The organism is Massilia mucilaginosa, from assembly GCF_011682145.1.
Taxonomy (GTDB): domain Bacteria; phylum Pseudomonadota; class Gammaproteobacteria; order Burkholderiales; family Burkholderiaceae_D; genus Telluria_A; species Telluria_A mucilaginosa.
The window spans coordinates 92,145-114,526 of the sequence record NZ_WHJH01000006.1 but is presented as its reverse complement, the minus strand read 5'-3'; the positions used below and the strand labels follow the sequence as shown (position 1 = coordinate 114,526).

At 62.2% G+C, this 22,382-nt stretch carries 23 protein-coding genes; 17 read left to right on the top strand and 6 right to left on the bottom strand.

Annotated elements, in window-relative coordinates:
- Positions 1–15 precede the first annotated feature (15 nt).
- The 13 genes from cheA to F2P45_RS08170 all read left to right on the top strand — a co-directional run bounded on the left by cheA (position 16) and on the right by F2P45_RS08170 (position 11,851).
- The gene (cheA, locus tag F2P45_RS08230; RefSeq protein ID WP_166872652.1) at positions 16–2,178 is read left to right on the top strand and encodes a chemotaxis protein CheA; all 2,163 of its coding nucleotides are present in this window, start codon (positions 16–18) and stop codon (positions 2,176–2,178) included.
- A 62-nt stretch (positions 2,179–2,240) separates the two neighbouring features.
- Positions 2,241–2,735 carry a chemotaxis protein CheW gene (locus F2P45_RS08225; RefSeq protein WP_166872881.1) on the top strand — a complete coding sequence of 165 codons (495 nt, stop codon included), beginning with the start codon at positions 2,241–2,243 and terminating at the stop codon, positions 2,733–2,735.
- 95 nt (positions 2,736–2,830) lie between these two features.
- Complete coding sequence (locus tag F2P45_RS08220; RefSeq protein ID WP_166872649.1) at positions 2,831–4,546, top strand: methyl-accepting chemotaxis protein; 1,716 nt, start codon at positions 2,831–2,833, stop codon at positions 4,544–4,546.
- Positions 4,547–4,599: 53 nt separating this feature from the next.
- On the top strand, positions 4,600–5,445 hold the full coding sequence (locus F2P45_RS08215) for a CheR family methyltransferase (RefSeq protein ID WP_166872647.1): 846 nt from the start codon (positions 4,600–4,602) through the stop codon (positions 5,443–5,445).
- Positions 5,446–5,474: 29 nt separating this feature from the next.
- The gene (gene cheD / locus F2P45_RS08210; protein ID WP_181002760.1) at positions 5,475–6,083 is read left to right on the top strand and encodes a chemoreceptor glutamine deamidase CheD; all 609 of its coding nucleotides are present in this window, start codon (positions 5,475–5,477) and stop codon (positions 6,081–6,083) included.
- A gap of 30 nt (positions 6,084–6,113) precedes the next feature.
- The gene (locus F2P45_RS08205) at positions 6,114–7,178 is read left to right on the top strand and encodes a protein-glutamate methylesterase/protein-glutamine glutaminase (protein WP_166872644.1); all 1,065 of its coding nucleotides are present in this window, start codon (positions 6,114–6,116) and stop codon (positions 7,176–7,178) included.
- A 140-nt stretch (positions 7,179–7,318) separates the two neighbouring features.
- Positions 7,319–7,717, top strand: coding sequence for a chemotaxis response regulator CheY (gene cheY, locus F2P45_RS08200; RefSeq protein WP_054267179.1), 399 nt, complete (start codon positions 7,319–7,321; stop codon positions 7,715–7,717).
- A gap of 2 nt (positions 7,718–7,719) precedes the next feature.
- Positions 7,720–8,385 (top strand): protein phosphatase CheZ, encoded by a 666-nt coding sequence (cheZ, locus tag F2P45_RS08195; RefSeq protein ID WP_166872641.1) that lies wholly within the window; start codon positions 7,720–7,722, stop codon positions 8,383–8,385.
- Between the two features lie 75 nt (positions 8,386–8,460).
- Positions 8,461–9,669 (top strand): EAL and HDOD domain-containing protein, encoded by a 1,209-nt coding sequence (locus tag F2P45_RS08190; protein WP_166872638.1) that lies wholly within the window; start codon positions 8,461–8,463, stop codon positions 9,667–9,669.
- 155 nt (positions 9,670–9,824) lie between these two features.
- Entirely contained in the window at positions 9,825–10,154 is a 330-nt protein-coding gene (locus F2P45_RS08185; RefSeq protein ID WP_166872635.1) for a hypothetical protein, read from the top strand.
- 43 nt (positions 10,155–10,197) lie between these two features.
- Positions 10,198–10,503: a cyclic-phosphate processing receiver domain-containing protein gene (locus F2P45_RS08180; protein WP_166872632.1), complete on the top strand. Its 306-nt coding sequence runs from the start codon at positions 10,198–10,200 to the stop codon at positions 10,501–10,503.
- A gap of 10 nt (positions 10,504–10,513) precedes the next feature.
- Entirely contained in the window at positions 10,514–10,864 is a 351-nt protein-coding gene (locus F2P45_RS08175) for a hypothetical protein (RefSeq protein WP_223164695.1), read from the top strand.
- A 240-nt stretch (positions 10,865–11,104) separates the two neighbouring features.
- Positions 11,105–11,851, top strand: a complete 747-nt coding sequence (locus F2P45_RS08170; RefSeq protein ID WP_229504969.1) for a YwqG family protein — start codon at positions 11,105–11,107, stop codon at positions 11,849–11,851.
- Between the two features lie 198 nt (positions 11,852–12,049).
- Here the strand turns inward: F2P45_RS08170 and panC are convergent, their stop codons facing one another.
- From panC to metG, 6 genes are all read right to left on the bottom strand, one after another.
- Entirely contained in the window at positions 12,050–12,889 is an 840-nt protein-coding gene (gene panC / locus F2P45_RS08165) for a pantoate--beta-alanine ligase (protein WP_166872626.1), read from the bottom strand.
- 35 nt (positions 12,890–12,924) lie between these two features.
- Positions 12,925–13,869, bottom strand: coding sequence for a segregation and condensation protein A (locus F2P45_RS08160; RefSeq protein ID WP_166872623.1), 945 nt, complete (start codon positions 13,867–13,869; stop codon positions 12,925–12,927).
- A 17-nt stretch (positions 13,870–13,886) separates the two neighbouring features.
- Positions 13,887–14,096 (bottom strand): DUF3460 family protein, encoded by a 210-nt coding sequence (locus F2P45_RS08155; RefSeq protein ID WP_166872620.1) that lies wholly within the window; start codon positions 14,094–14,096, stop codon positions 13,887–13,889.
- A 127-nt stretch (positions 14,097–14,223) separates the two neighbouring features.
- The gene (locus F2P45_RS08150) at positions 14,224–15,540 is read right to left on the bottom strand and encodes an enoyl ACP reductase FabMG family protein (protein ID WP_166872617.1); all 1,317 of its coding nucleotides are present in this window, start codon (positions 15,538–15,540) and stop codon (positions 14,224–14,226) included.
- 191 nt (positions 15,541–15,731) lie between these two features.
- Positions 15,732–16,211, bottom strand: coding sequence for a GNAT family N-acetyltransferase (locus tag F2P45_RS08145; RefSeq protein ID WP_166872613.1), 480 nt, complete (start codon positions 16,209–16,211; stop codon positions 15,732–15,734).
- Between the two features lie 8 nt (positions 16,212–16,219).
- Positions 16,220–18,355, bottom strand: a complete 2,136-nt coding sequence (gene metG, locus F2P45_RS08140) for a methionine--tRNA ligase (RefSeq protein WP_166872611.1) — start codon at positions 18,353–18,355, stop codon at positions 16,220–16,222.
- A gap of 173 nt (positions 18,356–18,528) precedes the next feature.
- Here metG and apbC point away from each other — a divergent pair, with 173 nt between their 5' ends.
- The 4 genes from apbC to F2P45_RS08120 all read left to right on the top strand — a co-directional run bounded on the left by apbC (position 18,529) and on the right by F2P45_RS08120 (position 22,341).
- Positions 18,529–19,617, top strand: a complete 1,089-nt coding sequence (gene apbC, locus F2P45_RS08135; RefSeq protein WP_166872608.1) for an iron-sulfur cluster carrier protein ApbC — start codon at positions 18,529–18,531, stop codon at positions 19,615–19,617.
- A 130-nt stretch (positions 19,618–19,747) separates the two neighbouring features.
- Positions 19,748–20,143 carry a DUF4399 domain-containing protein gene (locus F2P45_RS08130; RefSeq protein WP_166872604.1) on the top strand — a complete coding sequence of 132 codons (396 nt, stop codon included), beginning with the start codon at positions 19,748–19,750 and terminating at the stop codon, positions 20,141–20,143.
- Positions 20,144–20,200: 57 nt separating this feature from the next.
- Complete coding sequence (locus F2P45_RS08125; RefSeq protein WP_166872875.1) at positions 20,201–20,986, top strand: substrate-binding periplasmic protein; 786 nt, start codon at positions 20,201–20,203, stop codon at positions 20,984–20,986.
- 155 nt (positions 20,987–21,141) lie between these two features.
- A complete protein-coding gene (locus F2P45_RS08120) occupies positions 21,142–22,341 on the top strand; it encodes a right-handed parallel beta-helix repeat-containing protein (protein ID WP_188130115.1) in 1,200 nt (399 codons plus the stop codon).
- The last annotated feature ends 41 nt before the right edge of the window (positions 22,342–22,382 follow it).

Below are 22,382 nucleotides of genomic sequence, written 5' to 3'. Positions count from 1 at the left end.
TCACGGAGTCCGACCATGACCATCGACATAAGCCAGTTTTTCCAGGTCTTCTTCGATGAAGCCGAAGAACTGCTGGCCGAAAAAGAGCGTCTGCTGCTGGCCGTCGACATCGCGTCGCCGGATCCGGAAGACCTGAACGCCATTTTCCGCACCGCCCACTCGATCAAGGGCGGTTCGTCGACGTTCGGCCTGAACGACATGACCGAAGTGACCCATTTCCTGGAGTCGCTGCTCGACCGCATCCGCAAGGGCGAAATGGCGCTCACCGCCGAACACGTCGACGCCTTCCTGGCCGCCAAGGACATCCTCAAGATGCAGCTCGACGGCCATCGCAACGGCGCCCACGTCGACCAGGATGCCGTGGCCAATGTGCGCATGATGCTGCAGGAGCTCTCGCAGGACGTGGTGCCGGTGGCCGCGCCGCCGGCGCCGTCGTTCGTGCAAAGCGCGATCAAGGCCAACGTGAGCACCGGCGGGCGGCGCTACCGCATCGAGATGCCGCACGTGGAGCAGCGCGATGTGAATGCGCTGACGGCCGAACTGGGCCTGCTCGGGCGCGTGTCGGTCATGCCGCTGCCGGGCGAGCGCCATGCGATCACCGTCACCACCCACGAGTCGCTGGACGACATCATTGCGATCTGCTCGTTCGTGCTCAACCCCGACGACCTGAAAATCTTCGAGGCGCCGGCGCTCACGCCCGAGCAGCAGATCATCGAAGACCGCGAACGGGCCAAGGTCGAAGACGACATGGGCTACGGCTTCTTCGACCCGATCGACGCCCCAAGCCAGGAGCAGAGCGACGAGGAGCGCGGTTACGGCTTCTTCCAGCCGATCGAACATATCCGCGCCACGGCCGGCATCGTGGCGCCGCCGCAGGCCAGCGCGGCCAGTGCCGCGCCGCCGCAGGCGGTGCGCGCCGAGCCGCTCGAGACCGGCGAGCCGGCCGAGAAAAAAGCCGTCGCCAAGAAAGACGACAAGCACGCCGCCGCCGAATCGTCGTCGATCCGCGTCTCGATCGAAAAGGTCGACCAGTTGATCAACCTGATCGGCGAACTGGTGATCACCCAGGCCATGATCGAGCAGCGCAGCGACGCGCTCGACCCGATGCTGCACGAACGCCTGTTAAACAGCGTCAGCCAGCTCACGCGCAACACGCGCGACCTGCAGGAAGCGGTCATGTCGATCCGCATGATGCCGATGGACTTCGTGTTCTCGCGCTTTCCGCGCATGGTGCGCGACCTGGCCGCGAAACTGGGCAAGAAGGTCGACTTCATCACCAACGGCGCCGCCACCGAATTGGACAAGGGCCTGATCGAACGCATTGTCGATCCGCTCACTCACCTGGTACGCAACAGTATCGACCACGGCATCGAAATGCCGGAAGCGCGCGCCGCCGCCGGCAAGACCGAAGCGGGGCGCCTGTTCCTCTCGGCCGGCCACCAGGGCGGCAATATTGTGATCGAAGTCTCGGACGACGGCGCTGGCCTGAACCGCGAACGCATTCTGGCCAAGGCGGCCCAGAACGGCCTGCCGGTGAGCGACAACATGAGCGACGCCGATGTCTGGCAGCTGATCTTCGCGCCGGGTTTTTCGACCGCCGAAACCGTGACCGACGTGTCCGGGCGCGGGGTGGGCATGGATGTCGTCAAGCGCAACATCATGGCCATGGGCGGCTCGGTCGAGATCCGCTCGGCCAAGGGCTTCGGCACCACGATCTCGATTTCGCTGCCGCTTACCCTGGCCATCCTGGACGGCATGTCGATCCGCTGCGGCGAAGAAGTGTATATCCTGCCGCTCGGCTTCGTGGTCGAGTCCTTGCAGCCGGCGCTTGAGGACATCAAGGAAATTTCGGGCCGCGGCCCGGTGATCAAGGTGCGCGGCGAATACCTGCCCCTGATCCCGCTGTACCAGATGTTCGACATTACGCCGCGTTTTACCAACCCGTGCGAAGGGATCGTGGTGATCCTGGAGTCGGACGGGCGCAAGGCCGGGCTGTTCGTGGACGACCTGGTCGGCCAGCAGCAGGTCGTGGTCAAGAACCTCGAATCGAATTACCGCAAGGTGACCGGGATTTCCGGTGCCACGATCCTGGGCGATGGCGGCGTGTCGCTGATCCTCGACGTCACGGCCCTGATGCGCTCTTCGCGCCAGCTGGCCGACGACGCCATCTTCTCCTAGGCGCCATCTTCTCATAACCGGATTTTCATCCAATACAGCAACCAAAAGGATTTATCATGTCAATGACTTCAACCTCCTCCAAGAACGGCGACGTCAAGGATGGCGCGGGCAGCGAATTTTTGGCCTTCACGCTCGGCTCCGAAGAATACGGGATCGACATCCTGAAAGTGCAGGAAATCCGCGGCTACGAAGCGGTCACCCGCATCGCCAACGCGCCCGAATTCATCAAGGGCGTGATCAACCTGCGCGGCATCATCATTCCGGTGGTCGACATGCGCATCAAGTTCAACCTCGGCACCCCGGTGTACGACCAGTTCACGGTCGTCATCATCCTCAACATCGGTGGCCGCATCATGGGCGTGGTGGTCGACAGCGTCTCCGACGTGACCACCCTCACCCCCGAGCAGATCAAGCCGGCCCCGGAAATGGGCACCGCCTTCGGTTCCGACTACCTGGTCGGCCTGGGCACCGTGGACCAGCGCATGCTGATCCTGATCGACATCGACAAGCTGATGTCGTCGGGCGAGATGGGCCTGATCGAAAAACTGGCCGCCTAAATTCGCGGCCGTTCACGCATTGACAGCAACGCCGGAGCGAGCGGCTCGCCAGAAGCCGCCGTCCCTATCCATACGAAGTATCGAGGAGAGAAAACATGAATCTGCGCGATTTTAAGATTGGTACGCGCCTGGCGTTCGGATTCGGCAGTATTTTGCTGATCCTGGTCGCGATGGCGTTGATGGCGAGTGTGCTCAACTCGCGCAACAAGAACAGCCTGATGACGGGCCTGGCCAGTTCCAGCGCCCAGAACCTGCATGCGGCCAGCATGAAGAGCGCGATGCTCGAGACCGGCATCGCGATGCGCAATATCGGCCTGCAGTCCGACGTCGCGCTGATGCAGAAGGAACAGGACAAGGTCAAGGTCCAAAGCAAGCGCTATGAAGAGGCGCGCACCCGCCTGCAAGCGACGGGCCTGGACGAAGCCGAAACCAAGCTGCTGGCCGACATCGCCGCGCTCGACAAGGAAGTCGACGCCGCGTTCAAGGAAGCCATCGGCCAGGTGCTGGCGTTTAACAGCGAAGGCGCGGCCAAGGTGATCGCCACGCGCATCGACCCGCTCAACCAGAAAACCCTGGAAGTGCTCAATAAACTGGTCGACAAGCAGCAGGTCGAATCCGACGAATTCCTGAAAAAATCGGTCGAAGCCGACCAGCGCGTGGGCATGATCATGTTCGTGGTGTGCGCACTGGCCGTGGCGCTGGGCGTGGTGTGCGCACTGGTGATCACGCGCTCGATCGCGCTGCCGCTGCTGGGCGCCGTCGCGGTGGCCAAGAAGGTCGCCGCCGGCGAACTGACTTCCGAAATCCGGGTCGAGGGCCAGGATGAAACCAGCGAACTGCTGCAAGCGCTCAAGGACATGAACGACAGCCTGTCGAAAACCGTGGGCGACGTGCGCTCCGGGACCGAGATGATCACCGTGGCGTCGCAGGAAATCGCCTCCGGCAACGCCGACCTGTCTTCGCGCACCGAGTCGCAAGCCAGTTCGCTCGAAGAAACCGCCAGCTCGATGGAAGAACTCACCTCCACCGTCAAGCAAAATGCCGACAATGCGCGCCAGGCCAACCAGCTGGCCGTGTCGGCGTCGTCGGTCGCGGTCAAGGGTGGCGCCGTGGTGTCGCAGGTTGTTGATACCATGGGCTCGATCAAGGAAAGCTCGCGCAAGATCGTCGACATCATCGGCGTCATCGACGGCATCGCGTTCCAGACCAATATCCTGGCGCTGAACGCCGCGGTGGAAGCGGCGCGCGCCGGCGAACAGGGTCGCGGTTTCGCGGTCGTGGCGTCCGAAGTGCGCAACCTGGCGCAGCGCTCGGCCGGTGCGGCCAAGGAAATCAAGTCGCTGATCGGCGACTCGGTCGACAAGGTCGATGCCGGCAGCAAGCTGGTGGACGAAGCGGGGCAGACCATGGACCTGATCGTGACCTCGATCAAGCAGGTGGCCGACATCATGGGCGAGATCACCGCGGCGACCCAGGAACAGAGCAACGGCATCGAGGAAGTCAACCAGGCCATCACCCAGATGGACGAAATGACGCAGCAGAACGCGGCCCTGGTCGAGGAAGCCGCGGCCGCCGCCGAGAGCATGCAGGAACAGGCCCAGTTGCTGGCCGCCGCCGTGAGCATCTTCAAGCTCAGTGGCGACGAGCGCAAGGCCCAGATGGCGGCGCCAGTACGGGCGGCGGTGCGTGCAGCCGCGCCGAAGAGCGCCTCGCGCGCGGTGGCAACCGTGGCCAAGCCGGCGCCCGCTGCGCCAGCCAAGCCGAAAAAGGTGGCCGTATCGGCGCCTGGCGACGACTGGGAAGAGTTTTAAACGTTGCGGCCACTTGGCACCACGCGCAGTCAAAATGAAAACAGGGTGAAGCAGTGACGCAAACGAAAACCGACACCGTCAAGGAATTCAACTTCACCAAGAGTGATTTTGAGCGCGTGCGCGCGCTGATTTACCAGCGCGCCGGCATTTCGCTGGCCGACAGCAAGCAGGAGATGGTCTACAGCCGCCTGGCGCGGCGCCTGCGCGCCACCGGCATCGTTTCGTTCGGGCGCTACCTGGACGACCTGGAAGCGGGGCGCCTGGGCGAGGAGTGGGAGTCGTTCACCAACGCGCTCACCACCAACCTGACCTCGTTCTTCCGCGAAGCGCACCACTTCCCGCTGCTGGCCGAGCATGTGAAGAAGCTGCGCGACCATCCGATCCAGATCTGGTGCTCGGCCGCCTCCACCGGCGAAGAGCCGTATTCGATCGCCATGACCGTGTGCGAAGCCTTCAACACGCTCACGCCGCCGGTGCAGATCATCGCCACCGACATCGACACCAATGTGCTGGCCACGGGCGCCAACGGGGTGTACGCGATCGACCGCATCGAGAAGATGGAGCCCGAGCGCGCCAAGCGCTTTTTCTTGCGCGGCAAGGGCGACCAGGACGGCATGGTGCGCGTGCGTCCCGAACTGCGCCAGCTGGTCACCTTCAAGCAGCTCAATCTGCTGGGCGACGGCTGGCCGCTCAAGGGACCGTTCGACGTCATTTTCTGCCGTAACGTGATGATCTATTTCGACAAAGCGACCCAGCGCAAGATTCTATCGCGCTTCGTGCCGCTGATGAAGCCCGATGGACTGCTGTTTGCCGGCCATTCCGAAAATTTTCTGTATGTGTCGGAGTCGCTCAAACTGCGTGGGAAAACCGTGTACGAACTCGATGGTCGCCGACCTTGACGCGACCCGCACCGAACTGAGAATTGAACATGGCTATCGAAATCAAAGAACAATTCGCGACCAACGTGTATTACGACCGTACCTTCGACTGCGACGCGGCCAAGATCCTGCCGGGCGAGTACTACTACACCCCCAAGGACATGCTGATCGTGACGGTGCTCGGTTCCTGCGTGTCGGCCTGCATCCGCGACAAGGTCACCGGCCTGGGCGGGATGAACCACTTCATGCTGCCGGACGGCGGCAGCGACCCGAACAGCCCGATCTCGGCCTCGATGCGCTACGGGACGTACGCGATGGAAGTGCTGATCAACGACCTGCTCAAGGCCGGAGCGCGGCGCGAGAACATGGAAGCGAAAGTGTTCGGCGGCGGCGCGGTGCTGCGCGGGTTCACGGCGATTAACGTGGGCGAGCGCAATGCGGCGTTCGTGATGAACTTTCTCAAGACCGAAAAAATGCGGGTGGTGGCCGAAGACCTGAACGACATCTGGCCGCGCAAGGTGTATTTTTTTCCGCGCACCGGCAAGGTGCTGGTCAAGAAGCTGATGCAAACCCATAACGACACCCTGGCGCGGCGTGAACTCGATTACGCCAGCCGGCTCAAGGTGGAGCCGGTCGGCGGCGCGATCGACCTGTTCTGACCGTCCCGACCGACATACTGAAAGCACAATATGAAGATCAAAGTACTGATCGTGGACGACTCGGCGCTGATCCGCAGCGTCATGAGCGAGATCATCTCGAGCCAGCCCGACATGGAAGTGGTGGGCGTGGCGCCCGATCCGCTGGTGGCGCGTGAACTGATCAAGCAGACCAACCCGGACGTGCTCACGCTCGACGTCGAGATGCCCAAGATGGACGGCCTCGACTTCCTCGAAAAGCTCATGCGCCTGCGCCCGATGCCGGTGGTGATGGTGTCCTCGCTGACCGAGCGCGGTTCCGAAATCACGATGCGCGCGCTGGAACTGGGCGCGGTCGATTTCGTGACCAAGCCGAAGATCTCGATCCAGAGCGGCATGCGCGAGTACACGGAGCTGATCTCGGACAAGATCCGGGCGGCGTCGAAGGCGCGCATCAAGCCGCGCACCGTCACCGCCGACAAGCCGAGCGGCGCGCTGCCGGCCCTGCGCAACCCGCTCACCTCGTCGGAAAAGCTGATCATCATCGGCGCCTCGACCGGCGGCACCGAGGCGATCCGCGAATTCCTGATGCAGATGCCTTCCGACTGCCCCGGCATCCTGATCGCCCAGCATATGCCGGAAGGGTTCACCACCTCGTTCGCGCGCCGCCTCGATACCCTGTGCAAGATCAGCGTGCGCGAAGCGGCCGGCGACGAGCGCGTGCTGCCGGGGCACGCCTACATCGCCCCGGGCCACTCGCACCTGCTGCTGGCGCGTTCGGGCGCCAACTATGTCACCCGCATCGAGCAGACCGACCCGGTCAACCGGCACCGGCCCTCGGTCGACGTGCTGTTTCGCTCGGCGGCCCAGGCGGCCGGTAAAAACGCGGTCGGCGTGATTCTGACCGGCATGGGAAAAGACGGCGCGGCCGGCATGCTCGACATGAAAACCGCCGGCGCCTACAACTTCGCCCAGGACGAGGCATCGTGCGTGGTTTTCGGCATGCCGCGCGAAGCGATCGCGATGGGCGGGACCCACGAAGTGGGGGCCTTGAACGCGCTGCCGGGCATGGTCCTTGGCTATCTGGCAACGCATGGCAGCCGTGCGTTGCGCGTTTGATCCGATTTGAGCCGAATTACTGTCTTTTTGCTGCTCGTTTATTCGCTTCACAGCAACAAAACTGCTATCCTTTAGTCTGCTTCCGCCCCGTAGGGGAAGTCTGTCAATAACCAGAGTAAGAGAATCAACGGAGTAATTTAATGGCTGATCCAAAGATGCGTTTTTTAGTTGTTGACGATTTCTCCACGATGCGCCGCATCGTGCGTAATCTGTTGAAAGAACTGGGTTATGCCAACGTCGACGAGGCGGAAGACGGCGTCATGGCGCTCGCCAAGCTGCGTAGCGAAACATTCGACTTCGTGGTCTCGGACTGGAACATGCCGAATATGGATGGCCTGACCATGCTGCAGAACATCCGCGCCGACCCCGCGCTGGCCAAGCTGCCGGTGCTGATGGTCACGGCCGAGGCCAAGAAAGAGAACATCATCGCCGCCGCCCAGGCGGGCGCGAACGGCTACGTGGTCAAGCCGTTCACGGCGGCCACGCTCGATGAAAAGCTGAACAAGATTTTCGAGAAGCTCGAAAAAAGCGGAGCGTGACCATGAGCGAGCACCTCAGCGCAGGCGCAGGCCAGTCGGCCGCAGGGTCGGACGAGCCGGGCGTGCACGACGAGTTCCTCAGCCGGATCGGACACATGACGCGCGCGCTGCACGACAGCCTGCGCGGCCTGGGCCTGGACAAGCTGATCGAAAAAGCCGCCAGCGACATTCCGGACGCGCGCGACCGCCTCGACTATGTCGCGCGGCTGTCGGAACAGGCTGCGCAAAAGGTGCTCACCGCAACCGAAGCGGCCGGCCCGCTGCAAGACCAGATCGACAGCGGCGCGACCGGCCTGGCCGCTTCGTGGCAAGCGCTGCTCGATGCGCCCGCCACCAGCGACGCCGAATGGCGCGCGCTGGCCGAGCGCAGCGTGGCGGCCATGGCCCAGGCCCGCACGGCCAGCAGCGCCACCAAAGGCTACCTGATGGACATCATGATGGCCCAGGATTTCCAGGACCTGACCGGGCAGGTGATCACCAAGGTGACCACCATTACCCGCAACCTGGAACAGCAACTGGTGCAAATGCTGGTCGATTTTGCGCCGGCCGAGGTCAAGCGTGAATACGACAACGGGCTGCTCAATGGCCCGCAGATCGACCCCACCCGGCACGACGTGGTTTCGAACCAGGGCCAGGTCGACGATCTGCTGGACAGTCTGGGCTTTTAAGCCGGCCGAGAGTTTCTGCCGGCGGCGGGGCGCATTGCCCCGCTTTCGCATGGCATCACCTAAACGACCCATACAATGCACGAATCAAACTTTATCGTCCGCGAACCCCTGCTCGATCCCAAGCAGCGCGTGATCGGTTATGAATTATCCTGGCAGCACCATGAAGGCCAGCCCGTCACCGACGAGGAGCTCGAAGCCCTGATCGGCTTCGTCGCCGAAAACGTCAACGACGAAGAGCACGGCTGGCTGCTGAAAGACAAAATCCTGTTCCTGGACGCGGTCCCGAACATGCTCTCGACCGATGCGTTGTTCGCCATGCCGCCCGAGCGCACCGTGCTGACCATGAAGGCATCCGACCTGGCCGACCCCGACACCCTGGCGGCGGTACAGGGCTTGCGCGCCGGCGGCGTCGGCATTTCGGTGCGCGACGGCGACCTGGCCCACCTGGGCAAGAACCTCGGCATGAGCGCCTCCTACATCGAAGTACGCTTCTCGGGCGCCGACGTGGCGGCCCAGGCCCGCACCTACGCCGCCGCCAAGCAATCGTCGGTGCGCATGGTCGGCCGTCCGGTCACCACCTGGGCCGACTTCGACGCCTGCGCCGCGCTCGGCCTGGACGCCTTCGTCGGCAAGCTGCACCTCACTCCGCGGCCCGGCATTCCGGTCAAGGGCATGAACCCGGCCCAGACCATCATCCTGCAACTGATGCAGATGGTGCAAAAGAACGAAGACATTCCCAAGATCGAAAGCGTGCTCAAGCGCGATCCGGCGCTCTCCTACAAGCTCCTGCGTTTCATCAACTCGGCCGGTTTCGGGGTCGGGCGCGAGATTCAATCCTTGCGCCAGGCCATCACCATGCTCGGCTATTCGCCGATGTACCGCTGGCTGACCCTGTTGCTGGCCACGGCCAGCACCAGCGGCTACTCGCCGGTACTGATGGAAACGGCCGTGGTGCGCGGGCGCCTGACCGAACTGCTCGGCAACAAGGGCTTGCCACGCAGCGAGAGCGAAAACCTGTTCATGACCGGCATGTTCTCCCTGCTCGACCGCCTGCTCGGCCTGTCGATGAAAGAAGTGCTCGACACCATCCAGCTGCCCGACGAAGTGGTGCGCGCGCTGCTGACGCGCGGCGGCGCGTACGGACCGTACCTGGCGCTGGCCGAAGCGTGCGAGCTCAACTCGCAGCTGGTGGCCTCGCTGGCCAAGTCGATCAACATTACGCCGGTGGACGTCAACAAGGCCCACCTGTCGGCCCTGGCCTGGGCGCAGAACCTGACCACTTGACCATCCGCAGCAATATGCATTGCCCTGCCGGGGTCTGCGCTCTGATTGGAAATCTTTCGAATCAGGGCGCAGGCCCCGCTCCCGTATGACGCCTGGTCGACGGCATGCCACTTCTACCCTATAGGATACTTATGACACACAAGTTTGCTTCGTTCATGGTCGCCGGTGCGATGTTGTTGGCAATCCCGCTGGGCGCCAGCGCCAATCCGGCGCACGATCAACTCAAGTCGATGACAGAAGCGAAGCGGCAGGCGCTGTTGACCAAGTTCATGGCCAAATCCAACAAGCAATGTACCGCAGTCACGCAGACCTTCTATCAGGGCAGCGATCAGAACGACAATGCCATCTGGAACGCCAAATGCGCGGATGGCTCGACCTTCGCAATCCAGGTCAACAACGACGCAGGCGGCTCGACCCGCATCATCAGCTGCGCGGTGCTCAAGTCCGTTTCTGGCCAAAAATGCTTTACCAAGTTCAAAAAATAGGCGCGACGGCGGCGCTGCGCAAGCCGGCGCGCCGGAGGGGTGCATGAAAGTGTACCTGGACGACGAACGCCGCACCCCGGACGGCTGGGTACGCGTGTATTGGCCGGAGCAAGCGATCGCCTTGCTGCGCACGGGCGAGGTGAGCGAGATCAGCCTCGATCACGACCTGGGCGACGACGTGCGCGGCACGGGGTATGACGTGGTGCTGTGGATCGAGGAACAGGTCATGACGGCCGGCTTTCGGGCGCCGGCGATGCGGGTGCATTCGGCCAATGCCTCGGCGCGCGAAAAAATGGAAGCGGGAATCCGAACAATCGAACGCTATGCCGGCCGCGCCGGCGCTGCATGAAGGAAGTTATGTGGGGAAACAATTGATATCACGCCTGGTCGCGGGCGCCCTGATCGCTGCGTTCGCTGGGTCCGCGTGTGCCAATCCGGTCCACCTGCGCATCGCCAAGATGACGCAAACCAAGCGCCAGGCGGCCTTGGGAGAGATGGTGCAGCAGGCCGGCATCAAGTGCATCGGCATCAAGCGCGCGATCTACCAGGGCAGCGACGAGGGCGGCACGGCGCTGTGGAGTGCGCGTTGCGCCGATGGACGCCTGTTTGCGGTAGAGATCGCCACCGACGCCGACGGCAGCGCGCGTGTCATGCGTTGCAAGTCGCGCAAACGGGGCGCCGGCAACTGCAAGTTCAAGGGCAGATTCTGAGTACGCTCGGCGTTCCGGCGTGAACCAGTCTCCCAACCGGGGTCAGAGCTCTGATTAGAAAGATTTCTAATCAGAGCTCTGACCCCGATGGGTATATGTAGCAGCAAACTGACGAAACCGTCGGATTCCATTAACTGAACAGACAAACATTGCCCACCTATGTGTAAGTATGGCGGGAATTTAACGATGTTTCGAGTCAGAGCTCTGACCCCGGTTTGGGTTTAAAGAAAGATGATTGCGATGAATATCGACGCCCTTGCCACCATGAACCCGGCATCCGGGGATCTGGCGCCCTTGACGGCGCACCTGGAGTACCTGGGTGACATTGCGCAACCCTGCATCGAGATTAGCTTGCTCGAAAGCGTCGCTCCAGCACCGGCGGCGAGCAGGTTCGGTGGCGTCCCGATGGTGCCGGCCGGCTTCGCGTGGCCGACGCACGCCGTCGGCCAGTACCGGTTCCTCGGGCAGGTCAACTTCAGTGAGATTGCCTCGCCGTCGGCATTGCCGGGCACTGGCATGTTGAGCTTGTTTTACGCACAGGACGAGCGCGGCGAATGTTTTTGGGGAGACCCCGATTATGTCCTCGCCTATTATTGGGACGATCCTGAGCAATTAGCACAGTTCACCGGTGCCGACGGGGAACCGGTCCAGCACAGCGTCGCACTCGATTTCACAGCGGGGATCAGCATTCCCCGGCATTACGAGCTGCGCAATGACTGGCCGTTCGACCAGTACAGCGAGGAGGCGGACCGCGTTCTCAGTGCTTTAGGGCCATTAACAGTCGATGATTACTTGCTAGGATATCCGTCGTTCGATTCCCTGGCGTACGATCCGACACCGGAGCAGGACTGGGTAAGCCTGTTGACGCTCGTCTCGCATGAGACGCTGCAATGGTGCTGGCAGGACGGCGCCAAGCTGATGGTGTTCATTCACAAAGACAAGCTCAAGGAAGCCGACTTCAGTGAACTGCGCTGCGATGCCGGGTAGCAATTCCCGCCAACCGGGGTCAGAGCTCTGATTAGAAATCTTTCTAATCAGAGCTCTGACCCCGGTTGGCGGGTGTTGCGAGGTCGCGACGATATCGTGGGCTGAACTCGCCAATGCCGACAAACAAGTGTCGGCGTCGGCCAAGTGTGGCAGAAACTTAACAAAATTGCGAGTCAGAGCTCTGACCCCGGTGGTGGGTCAGATTTCGAGGTTGTCGATCAGGCGGGTAGTGCCGAGCTTGGCCGCTGCCAGCACCACCAGCGGCGCGCCTTGCGCCAGGTCGCCCGCGCTCGGCGGTTGCAGGTCGTTTTGCTTGCGGATCGAGATGTAATCGGGCTTCCAGCCGCGCCGCGCCAGTTCTTCCATCGCTTTGTGTTCGAGCTGGAAAATGTCCAGGTGGCCCGAGCGGACTTCGTTCGCGACGGCGTTCAGGCTCTGGTACAGCGCCGGCGCTTCGGCCCGCTCCGCTTCCGACAGGTACATATTGCGCGACGATAGCGCCAGGCCGTCGTCCGCACGCCAGGTCTCGGCCGCGATAATCTGCGTCGGCAGCGCGAATTGACGGCTCATGTTGCGCACCATCATCAGCTGCTGGTAATCCTTCTTGCCGAAGACGGCGACTTTCGGTTGCACGCACGAAAATAGTTTCAGCACGATGGTGGTCACACCGGTAAAAAATCCCGGGCGGAATTCGCCTTCGAGGGTGTTGCCGAGGTCTTGCGGCGGGCTGACGCGAAATTCCTGCGGCTCCGGGTACAAGTCTTTCTCGGTCGGCGCGAACAGCACGTAGACGCCTTCCTTTTCCAGTTTTTCGACGTCCGCCTGGAAGGTGCGCGGGTATTTGTCGAAGTCTTCGTTCGGGCCGAATTGCAGGCGGTTCACGAAGATCGAGGCCACCACCGGGTCGCCATGCTTGCGCGCCAGGCGCATCAGCGAAAGATGCCCTTCGTGCAGGTTGCCCATTGTCGGCACGAAGGCCGTGCGCAGCTGGCCGCTGAGCTGGTCGCGCAGTTCTTCAACGGAAGAGATGATTTTCATGGGGCTTTCCTCAAACGGGTATCAAATGGATCGGCTTATGCCGGGGAGTAGGCGAGGCGCACGTAAATCGGCGCGAACGGCTCGGCCTGGGTAATTTCGATCAGGGTTTCCTTGGCCAGCTCCAGCATGGCCACGAAGTGCACGACGACAATCGGCACGCCGCCCTGGCCCTGGAACAAGTCGGCGAATTCGACGAAGCGGGCGCTTTGCAGTTGCCGCAAAATCGAGGTCATGTGCTCGCGCACCGACAGTTCCTGGCGGCTGATGCGGTGGTGCTGGGTCAGCTTGGCGCGCTTGAGCACGTCCAGCCAGGCGCGCTGCAGGTCGAGCGGATCCACATCCGGCCAGGTCGGAATGTTGCTCTGCTCGACGAACAGGGACGGCCGGGTGAAGTCGCGGTCGAGCTGGGGAATGGCGTTGATTTCGTAGGCGGCCAGCTTGATCTGCTCGTAGTCGAGCAGGCGCCGCACCAGGTCGGCGCGCGGGTCGTAGGTGTCGAGCAGGTCGTCGTCGGGCAGGCGCTGCGGCAGCAGCATGCGCGACTTGATTTCGATCAGCATGGCGGCCATCAGCAGATATTCGGCGGCCAGTTCCAGGTTGTGCAGGCGGATCTGGTCGACATATTTCAGATATTGCAGGGTGACCTGCGCCATCGGAATATCGAGGATATTGAAGTTTTGCTTGCGGATCAGGTAGAGCAGCAGGTCGAGCGGACCTTCGAAGGCGTCCAGGAAGATCTCGAGCGCGTCGGGCGGGATGAACAGGTCGGTCGGCATGCGCAGCAGCGGTTCGCCGTACAAACGGGCAAACGCGGGCACCTCGGGCGGCGTTTCAAGTTCCGCCGGCAGTTCGAGCGGGGCAGCGGGGGCGTCCCGTAGGGCGTCGCCTGGCAGGTCGCCTGGCGCGTCGCTGGGCGCGTCGCGTAGCGAGCCATCCGGCTCGGTGGCGAGTTCTTCCGTCGCCGCCTCTTCTGGCAACATGGTCTCGCCCTGAACCGTCAGAGCTTGTTCTGGTACACGTACGCTTGCTGCTGGACGCGCGATTCCTTGGTTTTATCCTGGTCGGCCAGGGTGATCGGCGCCTTGTCCCACAGCAGCGCGCGGCCGGCGATCTGGCCAGCTTCCATCTCGGGATTCTTGGCCTTGAGCTCGCGGATGAACTTGGTGTGGTCGGATTCGTAGAGCTGGAATTGTTTGGTCAGTTTCATAATAGGCAGTGGGTAGCAACGAGGGTAGCGACAACGCTATTTTACCGCGAGCAAGGCGGCAGGGGGGATTCGTCGGGCGCCCCCAGGGTAGCCCGACGACAGCGCAGTGCGGGCGCTTGACGGACGCTTACGGGTGCAGTGCGTTCAGTTGCTTGGCGATGATGTCGTGATTGAGCCACACCACCGGGGCGATTTTCTCGGCGGCGCCGTAAAACATGAGCGGGCCGGCGCTTTCCAGCACCAGTGCGCTGAGGTGGTCGGTGATCAGGGCCTTGCGGTCCTTGTGCAGCTTGGTCATGTCGTCCGAGGTGCCGATCATCACTTCCGCCAGCGCCGGGGTGTTGTCCATCGGCCAGGCGTCGAAGTTGCGGAAGCTGGCGCTGACCGGGTCGTTGTTGTAGGCCTCGATCCGGTCGATCAGGCTTTCCAGCGAGACGCCGTCGTTGAGCAATTCCTGGCAGGCTGCCCATTGCTGTTCGACCCAGGCAGCGCCGCCTTCGCGTTTGAGCGCGCTCAGCAGGGGGAACAGGGACAGTTCGACGCCGGCAAAAATATCCGAGGAGTTGGTACGGATTTCAGGGCAGTTGAACACTGTTGCAGCAATCCCTTGCGCCCAGGCAGCCTGCGCCACGCTTTCGAGCCGCATCTTGGCATAGCCCTGGGTGTAGTTGGTGTAGGTCTGCCACTGGTACTTGCCGTCGATCAGGATTTCGCTGCCGTGGTAGCCGTACGCCGTGTAGCGCACTTCGCCGCCTTGTGCGGTGACGCGCTCGCGGATCGCGGCGCTGGCGGTAATCAGGTGTTGCAGGGTGTTGGCGGTGACTTCGTCGAAGTTCATCAAAATCAGCTTGCCGAGGTCACTGTCGAGCAGTTCCCGCGATGACATGAATCGTTCGCCGCGGCCCTTGTAGATGCGGTTCGCGATCGCCAGGAAAGCCTTGATCTTCGGAATGCCGCCGGCCATGGTGTGGGCGAAGAAGACATTGCTGCCGTCCGGGATCAGCTTGTCGATCTCGGCCATGGCTTGCGCGGCGGAGCCGGCGAAGCGGCGCACGCCGACGTCGCGGCAGCGCTCGACCGCGGCCCAGTCCAGTTTTTCTTCCTGCCAGCCCTTGAGGGTGACGCCGGCCAGCATCTCGGTCGGGTTCTGTTCGCCTTCGGGCGCGTCGAGGTCGAAGCCGGCCATCAGCGGCACGTTGATGATGCGCCCGCCGAGCTTGGCTTCGGCTTCGGCCAGTTCTTCTTCGTTGAGTGCGCGCAGCGCGTTGTTGTCGTCGCGCCGGCCGACGGTGATGCCGACGATGGTCATGCCGGCCTTGCGTGCCTCGTCGATCAGGCCGTTAGCATAGCCGCGGCCGAACAGCTCGCCGAACAGTACGAATACGTCGCCTTTGCGAAACAGCTTGGCCTGCGGGATGTGCCTCAAGGAAGTCAATTCGGTCATAGATACCACTCAAAAGTAAGAAGGTTCGGGCGCCGGGCCCACCACCCCGAAGAGGCGCCGTGCTGCTGGCGGCTGGCATGCGGGGCATGTTGTTTTTCTCGTCAAGCGCGACATTATAGCGCCCGCTTGCGGCCCCCGATGTCGGCGTGACGGTATTGACGCGCTGATTCATTGCAAGGATGGTGTTGCTGTTAATGGCGCAGCACGCGCCGCATCACGCGCGGCGGCGGTTCGGCTGGATTGGCATAGGAATATTCGAGTTCGTCGGCCAGTTCGAATTCATAGGCGGCGTACAGGTCGAGCAGCCTGGGCTGGTCGTCGCGCACGGCCAGCCGCAGTTCCTGCACGCTGCTGGCCTGGCTGTGGTGGATCACCGCTTCGAGCAGGTGCTGCGACAGGTTGCCGCCACGGCAACGCGGCAGCACGCCCATGCGGCGAATTTCCCACACGTCCGGTTCGAACTCGTGCGGTGCCCAGCGTACCGAGCCGACCGGCGCATCGTCCAGCAGCAGGATGAAAGCGCCGCCGCTGCGCAGCTGTTCGGCCACGCGCTGGGCGGTCTCGCGGTGGCCGCTCGACGTCACCGTCACCGTGCCTGCCCAGCAAGCGCGGGTCAGGTTGGCAATCAGCTGGGCGTCGTCGTCGCTTGCAGCGCGCACCACGAGGTTCATGCGCGTCCTTAGCCGATGCGCATGCCAGGCTGCGCGCCCGGGAATGGTTCGAGCACGTACAGGCCAGGGTTGGCTTTCTCGTCGGCGGCGGAGGCGCACAGGACCATGCCTTCGGAGCTGCCGAACTTGCCGATCTTGCGCGGCGCCAGGTTGGCCACCATGACCGTCAGCTTGCCGATCAGTTGCTCGGGCGTGTAGGCCGACTTGATGCCGGACAGTACGTTGCGATGGCGGCCTTCGCCGACGTCCAGGGTCAGGCGCAGCAGCCGCTCGGAGCCGTCCACCGCTTCGCAGTGGACGATCCTGGCGATGCGCATGTCGATCTTTTGGAAGTCGGCGAACTCGATCGTCGGTGCGATGGCTTCGATGTCGCCGGCGACCGGCGCTTCCAGCACCGGCGCCACGGCGACGGGCACCGGTGCGGGCGCCGCCACCACAGGCGGCTTGTCGATCAGTGCCTCGACCATTTTCGGGTCGATCCGGGTCATCAGATGGTCGTACACGCCGATCTCGCGGCCGAGCATGGTTTCGTACACGGCGGCGCCGCTCGTATCGCTCCAGCTCAGTTGATCGTCGCGCAGATACACGGCAACCTTGGCCGCCACATCCGGCAGCACCGGCGCGAGCATGATGGTGATTTGGCGGAACAGGATCAATGAGGTGCTGCACACATCATGCAGCTGCGCCATTTTTTCCGGATCCTTGGCCAGCAGCCATGGCTTGTTGTCGTCGATGTACTGATTGGTGACGGCAACAATTTCCATGATTTCGCGCAGCGCCTTGCCGAATTCGCGGTTTTCGTAGCTGGCGGCGATGCCGGCCTGGCGTTCCTGGCCGTCGACCATCAGCGCGCGGCCGATGACCTGCTGGGCGTCAGGCGACAGGGTCGCGGTGAGCTTGCCTTCGAAATGCTTGGCGATGAACCCGGCGCAGCGGCTGGCGATGTTGACGTATTTGCCGATCAGGTCGCTATTCACGCGCGCAATGAAGTCGTCGCCGTTGAAGTCGAGGTCTTCCACCTTCGAGTTGAGCTTGAAGGCGATGTAGTAGCGTAGCCATTCCGGATTCATTTTCAGGTCGAGGTAGCGCAGCGGCGAAATGCCGGTGCCGCGCGACTTGGCCATCTTTTCGCCGTTCAGGGTCAGGTGGCCGTGCACGTTGACCTTGAGCTTGTCGATCACCGGGTGCCCGGCGAAGTTGAGCATCGCCGGCCAGAACAGCAGGTGGAAGGAGACGATATCCTTGCCGATGAAGTGGACTTGCTCGGTGTCCGGGTCGTTCAGCAGGGCATCGAAGTCGATGCCTTTTTTGCTGCAATAATTTTTCAGGCTGGCCAGGTAGCCGACCGGCGCGTCCAGCCAGACATAGAAAAACTTGCCCGGCGCATCGGGAATCGGGATGCCGAAGTAGGGCGCATCGCGCGAAATATCCCAGTCGGCCAGTTTTTCGCCGGCGTCGCCGAGCCATTCCGACACCTTATTGACCATTTCCGGCTGCAAGCGGCCAGGCGTGTTCAGCCATTCCTTGAGGAAGGTGTAGCAGCGCGGGTCCGACAGGGCGAAGAAATACTGTTCCGATGGTTTCAGGATCGGGGTCGAGCCGGTGAAGACCGAGAACGGGTTCACCAGTTCGGTCGGCTGGTAGGCCGCGCCGCAGACTTCGCAATTGTCGCCGTACTGGTCCTTGGCGCCGCATTTCGGGCACTCGCCCTTGATGTTGCGGTCGGCCAGGAACATGCCCTTGACCGGGTCGAAGAAGCGGTCGACCGTCTTGGTGACGATCAGGCCGGTCTCGCGCAGCTTGCGGTAGATGCCTTGCGACAGCTCCACGTTCTCAGGGGAATCGGTCGAGTACCAGTTATCGAAGGCGATGTGGAAGCCGTCCAGGTACTGCGGGCGGTCGGCGGCGATCTCGGCCACGAATTCCTGGGGCGTCATGTTCTTTTTCTCGGCCGCGATCATGATCGGCGTGCCGTGGGTGTCGTCGGCGCAGACGAAGTGGACTTCACGGGCTGCGTCGCCGTCGCGTTGCATTCGCTGGAAGCGTACCCAGATATCGGCCTGGATGTATTCCATCATGTGGCCGATATGAAAAGCTCCGTTGGCGTAAGGCAGGGCGGTGGTGACGAACAGCTTGCGAGTCATGGTTAAGATGCGCTTTTTAATAAGTTTATTAGGAAATACAGAGGAGCATTTTACCAGCGGATGACCCGACTGCGCACGGGGGATTGCCCGGATTTGCCATTCAGGCAAGGCCGCGCAGGGCAATTTGCGCTAAACTTCGGCATGTTTCGGCATCATATTCCCTGGAGATTTACATGAACATCACAGTAGAAGACGTCAAGAATGCACTGACGGCGGTTATCGATCCGAACACGCAGAAAGATTTCGTTTCTTCCAAGGCGATCAAGAATATCAAGCTCGACGGCAACGACATCGCCCTCGACGTCGAACTCGGCTATCCGGCCAAGAGCCAGATCGACGCCATCCGCAGCGCGGTGGTGGCCGCCTTGCAGGCGCTGCCGGGCGCGGGCCGGATCAATCCGAACGTGTATTCCAGGATTATTTCGCACACGGTGCAGCGCGGCCTGAAAATCATGCCGAACGTGAAGAACATCATCGCGGTGGCCTCGGGCAAGGGCGGCGTGGGCAAGTCGACCACGGCGGTCAACCTGGCGCTGGCCCTGGCGGCCGAGGGCGCCAGCGTGGGCGTGCTCGATGCCGATATTTATGGTCCGTCGCAGCCGATGATGCTCGGCATTAATGGCCGTCCGGAAACGTCGGACGGCAAGACCATGGAACCGCTGGAGAACCACGGCTTGCAGGTGTCGTCGATCGGTTTCATGATCGATCCGGACGAGCCGATGGTGTGGCGCGGCCCGATGGTCACGCAGGCGCTGCAGCAGTTGCTTGAGCAAACCAACTGGCGCGACCTCGATTACCTGATCGTCGACATGCCGCCAGGCACGGGCGACATCCAGCTGACCCTGTCGCAAAAAGTCCCGGTCACGGGCGCGGTGATCGTCACCACGCCGCAGGATATCGCCCTGCTCGACGCGCGCAAGGGTTTGAAAATGTTCGAGAAAGTTGGCATTCCGATCCTCGGCGTGGTGGAAAACATGAGTACCCACATCTGCTCGAACTGCGGCCACACGGAAGCGATTTTCGGCCATGGCGGCGGCGCCAGGATGTGCGCCGACTTCGGCGTGGAGTTCCTCGGCGCCTTGCCGCTGACCATGTCGATCCGCGAGCAGACCGATTCGGGACGCCCGACTGTGGTGGCCGAGCCGAACGGCCCGGTGGCGCAGATTTACAAGGAGATCGCGCGCAAGGTTGCCATCAAGATCGCCGAGAAGGCGAAAGACATGACCAGCAAGTTCCCCAGCATTGTCATTAAAAACGACTAAGCCAGGCTGAGAGCCTGTCCGTTGAGATAGGTTCTGGGGTGTGGCGCTTTCGCGGCGCCCACGTGCAAAATAGGCAAGGGTTGGCGTGGACCACGCCGGCCAGTCTTTTACCAACTGCAAAGGAATCCACTTGAAATCGTTCATCAAGCACATCGTCTTCTCCGCCTCCCTGCTGGCAGCGGCCGCCGCGTCGGCGCAATCGGTCTCCTTCGTCGAGCCGGCCGACGGCGCGACCGTCAAGAGCCCGTTCAAGGTCAAATTCGCCGTCGAGGGCATGGAGATCAAGCCGGCCGGCGCGCTGGTCGCCAATTCCGGCCACCATCACCTGGTGATCAACGGCGGCGCCATCAAGGAAGGCGAGTCGATTCCCTTCGATGACAAGCACTTGCACTTCGGCAAAGGCCAGACCGAAACCGACGTCAAGCTGCCGCCCGGCGAGTACACCCTGACCATGCAGTTCGCCAACGGCGCGCACCAGTCCTACGGCACGCCGATGAGCAAGTCGATTAAAGTGACCGTCAAGTAATTCCCCCGCGAGCGCTGGCGGCAGTACAATTGTTTTATCGATAAAACAATGCCTGCCATGAAGCGCTCCGATTCCCCTGTTAATGTTGCCAGACGCGCCCTGTTGCTGAGTGCGGCGGCGGCGCTCGCGGGACCTGCCGCCACCGCCCGTTCCGGGCCACGCGAGCTGCTCGTCGTCGGCGCCCATTTCGCGCGCGTGTACGAGCGCGCCAACGGCGAATTCTCGGGCATGGCGGTCGAGATCATCCGCGCCATTGCCGGCGACCTCGGCCAGCCCGTGCATTTCGAGCTGTATCCGTGGGCGCGCGCGCAGTCGATGGTGGCGCAGGGCCAGGCCGACATCCTGGTCGGCCCGTACAAATCGCCTGAACGGCTGGCGTCGTTTGCGTTTTCCGAGCGCCCGTTCTACCAGGACCAGATGGTGTTCTTCTCGCGCAGCAATGCGCCGTTTGCCTGGGACGGCACCTACGCGTCCTTGCGCGACAAGCGCATCGTGATCATCAACGGCTGGGCTTACGGCGACGAATTCAATGCCGCGCGCGATCAATTGACGGTCAGCGTGACCAATTCGGTCGAGTCGGCGCTGACCATGCTCTCGCACGGGCGCGTCGACTTGTTTGCCAGTAATGTGCGCAATACCGAGCCGGTCATTCCCCTGCTGGCGCTGGAGGGCAAAGTGATGCCGGTCGGGCGCACCATTTCCCTGCAACGCGGCTTTTTCGCCTTTCCCAAACGTCCCGAATACGACGTCATGCGTGCCCGTTTCGACCGGGCGTTCAATGCCTGGGTCGACAGCGGCGAACTGCGCAAACTCGGCAAGCGGCTCAACGTCCAGGTACCCTGAACGGCGCTGGGGCGCGCCGAGCTTGCATATATCCTCGTAGAATCGACAACTTGCGGTTACCATACGCCGCATGACGCTTTGACAACGGTCATATTCCCAGTTGATTTTTCGCAGGAGATGCCTTGCTGCGTCCACCTGCTCCCAGGAGACAAACAATGATTGATAAAAATATTCTGCGCGCCGCTTGCGTGTCGGCGGTGGCGCTATTCGGCGTGCAGGCATCCGCCTCGGCGGCGATTCTGTCCGTCGGACCGGGCAAGACCTATGCCAAACCATGCGCGGCGATCGCAGCGGCGAAGAATGGCGACACCGTCGAGATCCAAGGTGGCGTGGTCTACAGCGGCGACGTGTGCGGCATTTATGCCAGCAATTTCACCATCCGGGGCGTCAATGGACGTCCGAAAATCGATGCCGCAGGCAAGAATGCGATGGGGAAAGCGATCTGGGTGGTGGTCGGCAACAATGTGTTGATCGCCAACGTGGAAATGTATGGCGCCAAGGTTCCCGACCGCAATGGTGCGGCCTTGCGCCTGGAGGGCGCCGGCTTTACCTTGCTCAACAGCTTCCTGCACGATAACGAGAACGGCATTCTCAGCGGCGCGAATGCAGCCAGCGATGTCGTTATCGAAGGCACCGAATTCGGACGCAACGGGTATGGCACCGGGCAGACGCACAATCTGTATATCGGCACGGTGCGCAGCCTGACATTCCGCCGCAATTTTTCGCATGATGCGCATGTGGGGCACAACCTCAAGTCGCGCGCGCAGACCAACTATATTCTGTATAACCGCTTTTCCAGCCTGCGGCCGGGCGAAACCGGTTCGACCGCCGCCGGTCAGCCGAGTTACGAGATCGATCTGCCGAATGCCGGTACCTCGTATGTGATCGGGAATGTGATCCAGCAGCCGGCGGCGAATCAAAACGGCGCCATGCTGGCGTATGGGGAAGAGGGGGCGTCGAATGCCGGGCATGATCTGTATGTGGTCAATAATACCTTCCTCAACGACGATACCGCGCGCGGGGTATTTGTGATGGTCGGTTCGGGCGTGACCAAGCCGGTTCTGCTGCAGAATAATATCTTTTCGGGGATCGGGACCTTGAGTACGCAGGCCACGACGGTGGCCAAGACCAATTACCGCTCGGTGGCGCCGGGGTTTGTCAACCGCGCGACCTACGATTTGCGGCCGACGCCATCGCCGCTGGTGGTCAATGCGGCGACCGATCCGGGCGTGTCGGCCAGTGGCTATGTGCTCAAGCCGGTGGCGCAGTACAAGCATGTGGCTTTCTGGGTCGGCCGCCCGGTGACCGGCGCGCTCGATATCGGGGCGTACGAGGCGAATTCGATCGCGCCGTAGCCGTAATTGGAAAATCGCTACCGTCAAATTGAATGTTAAAT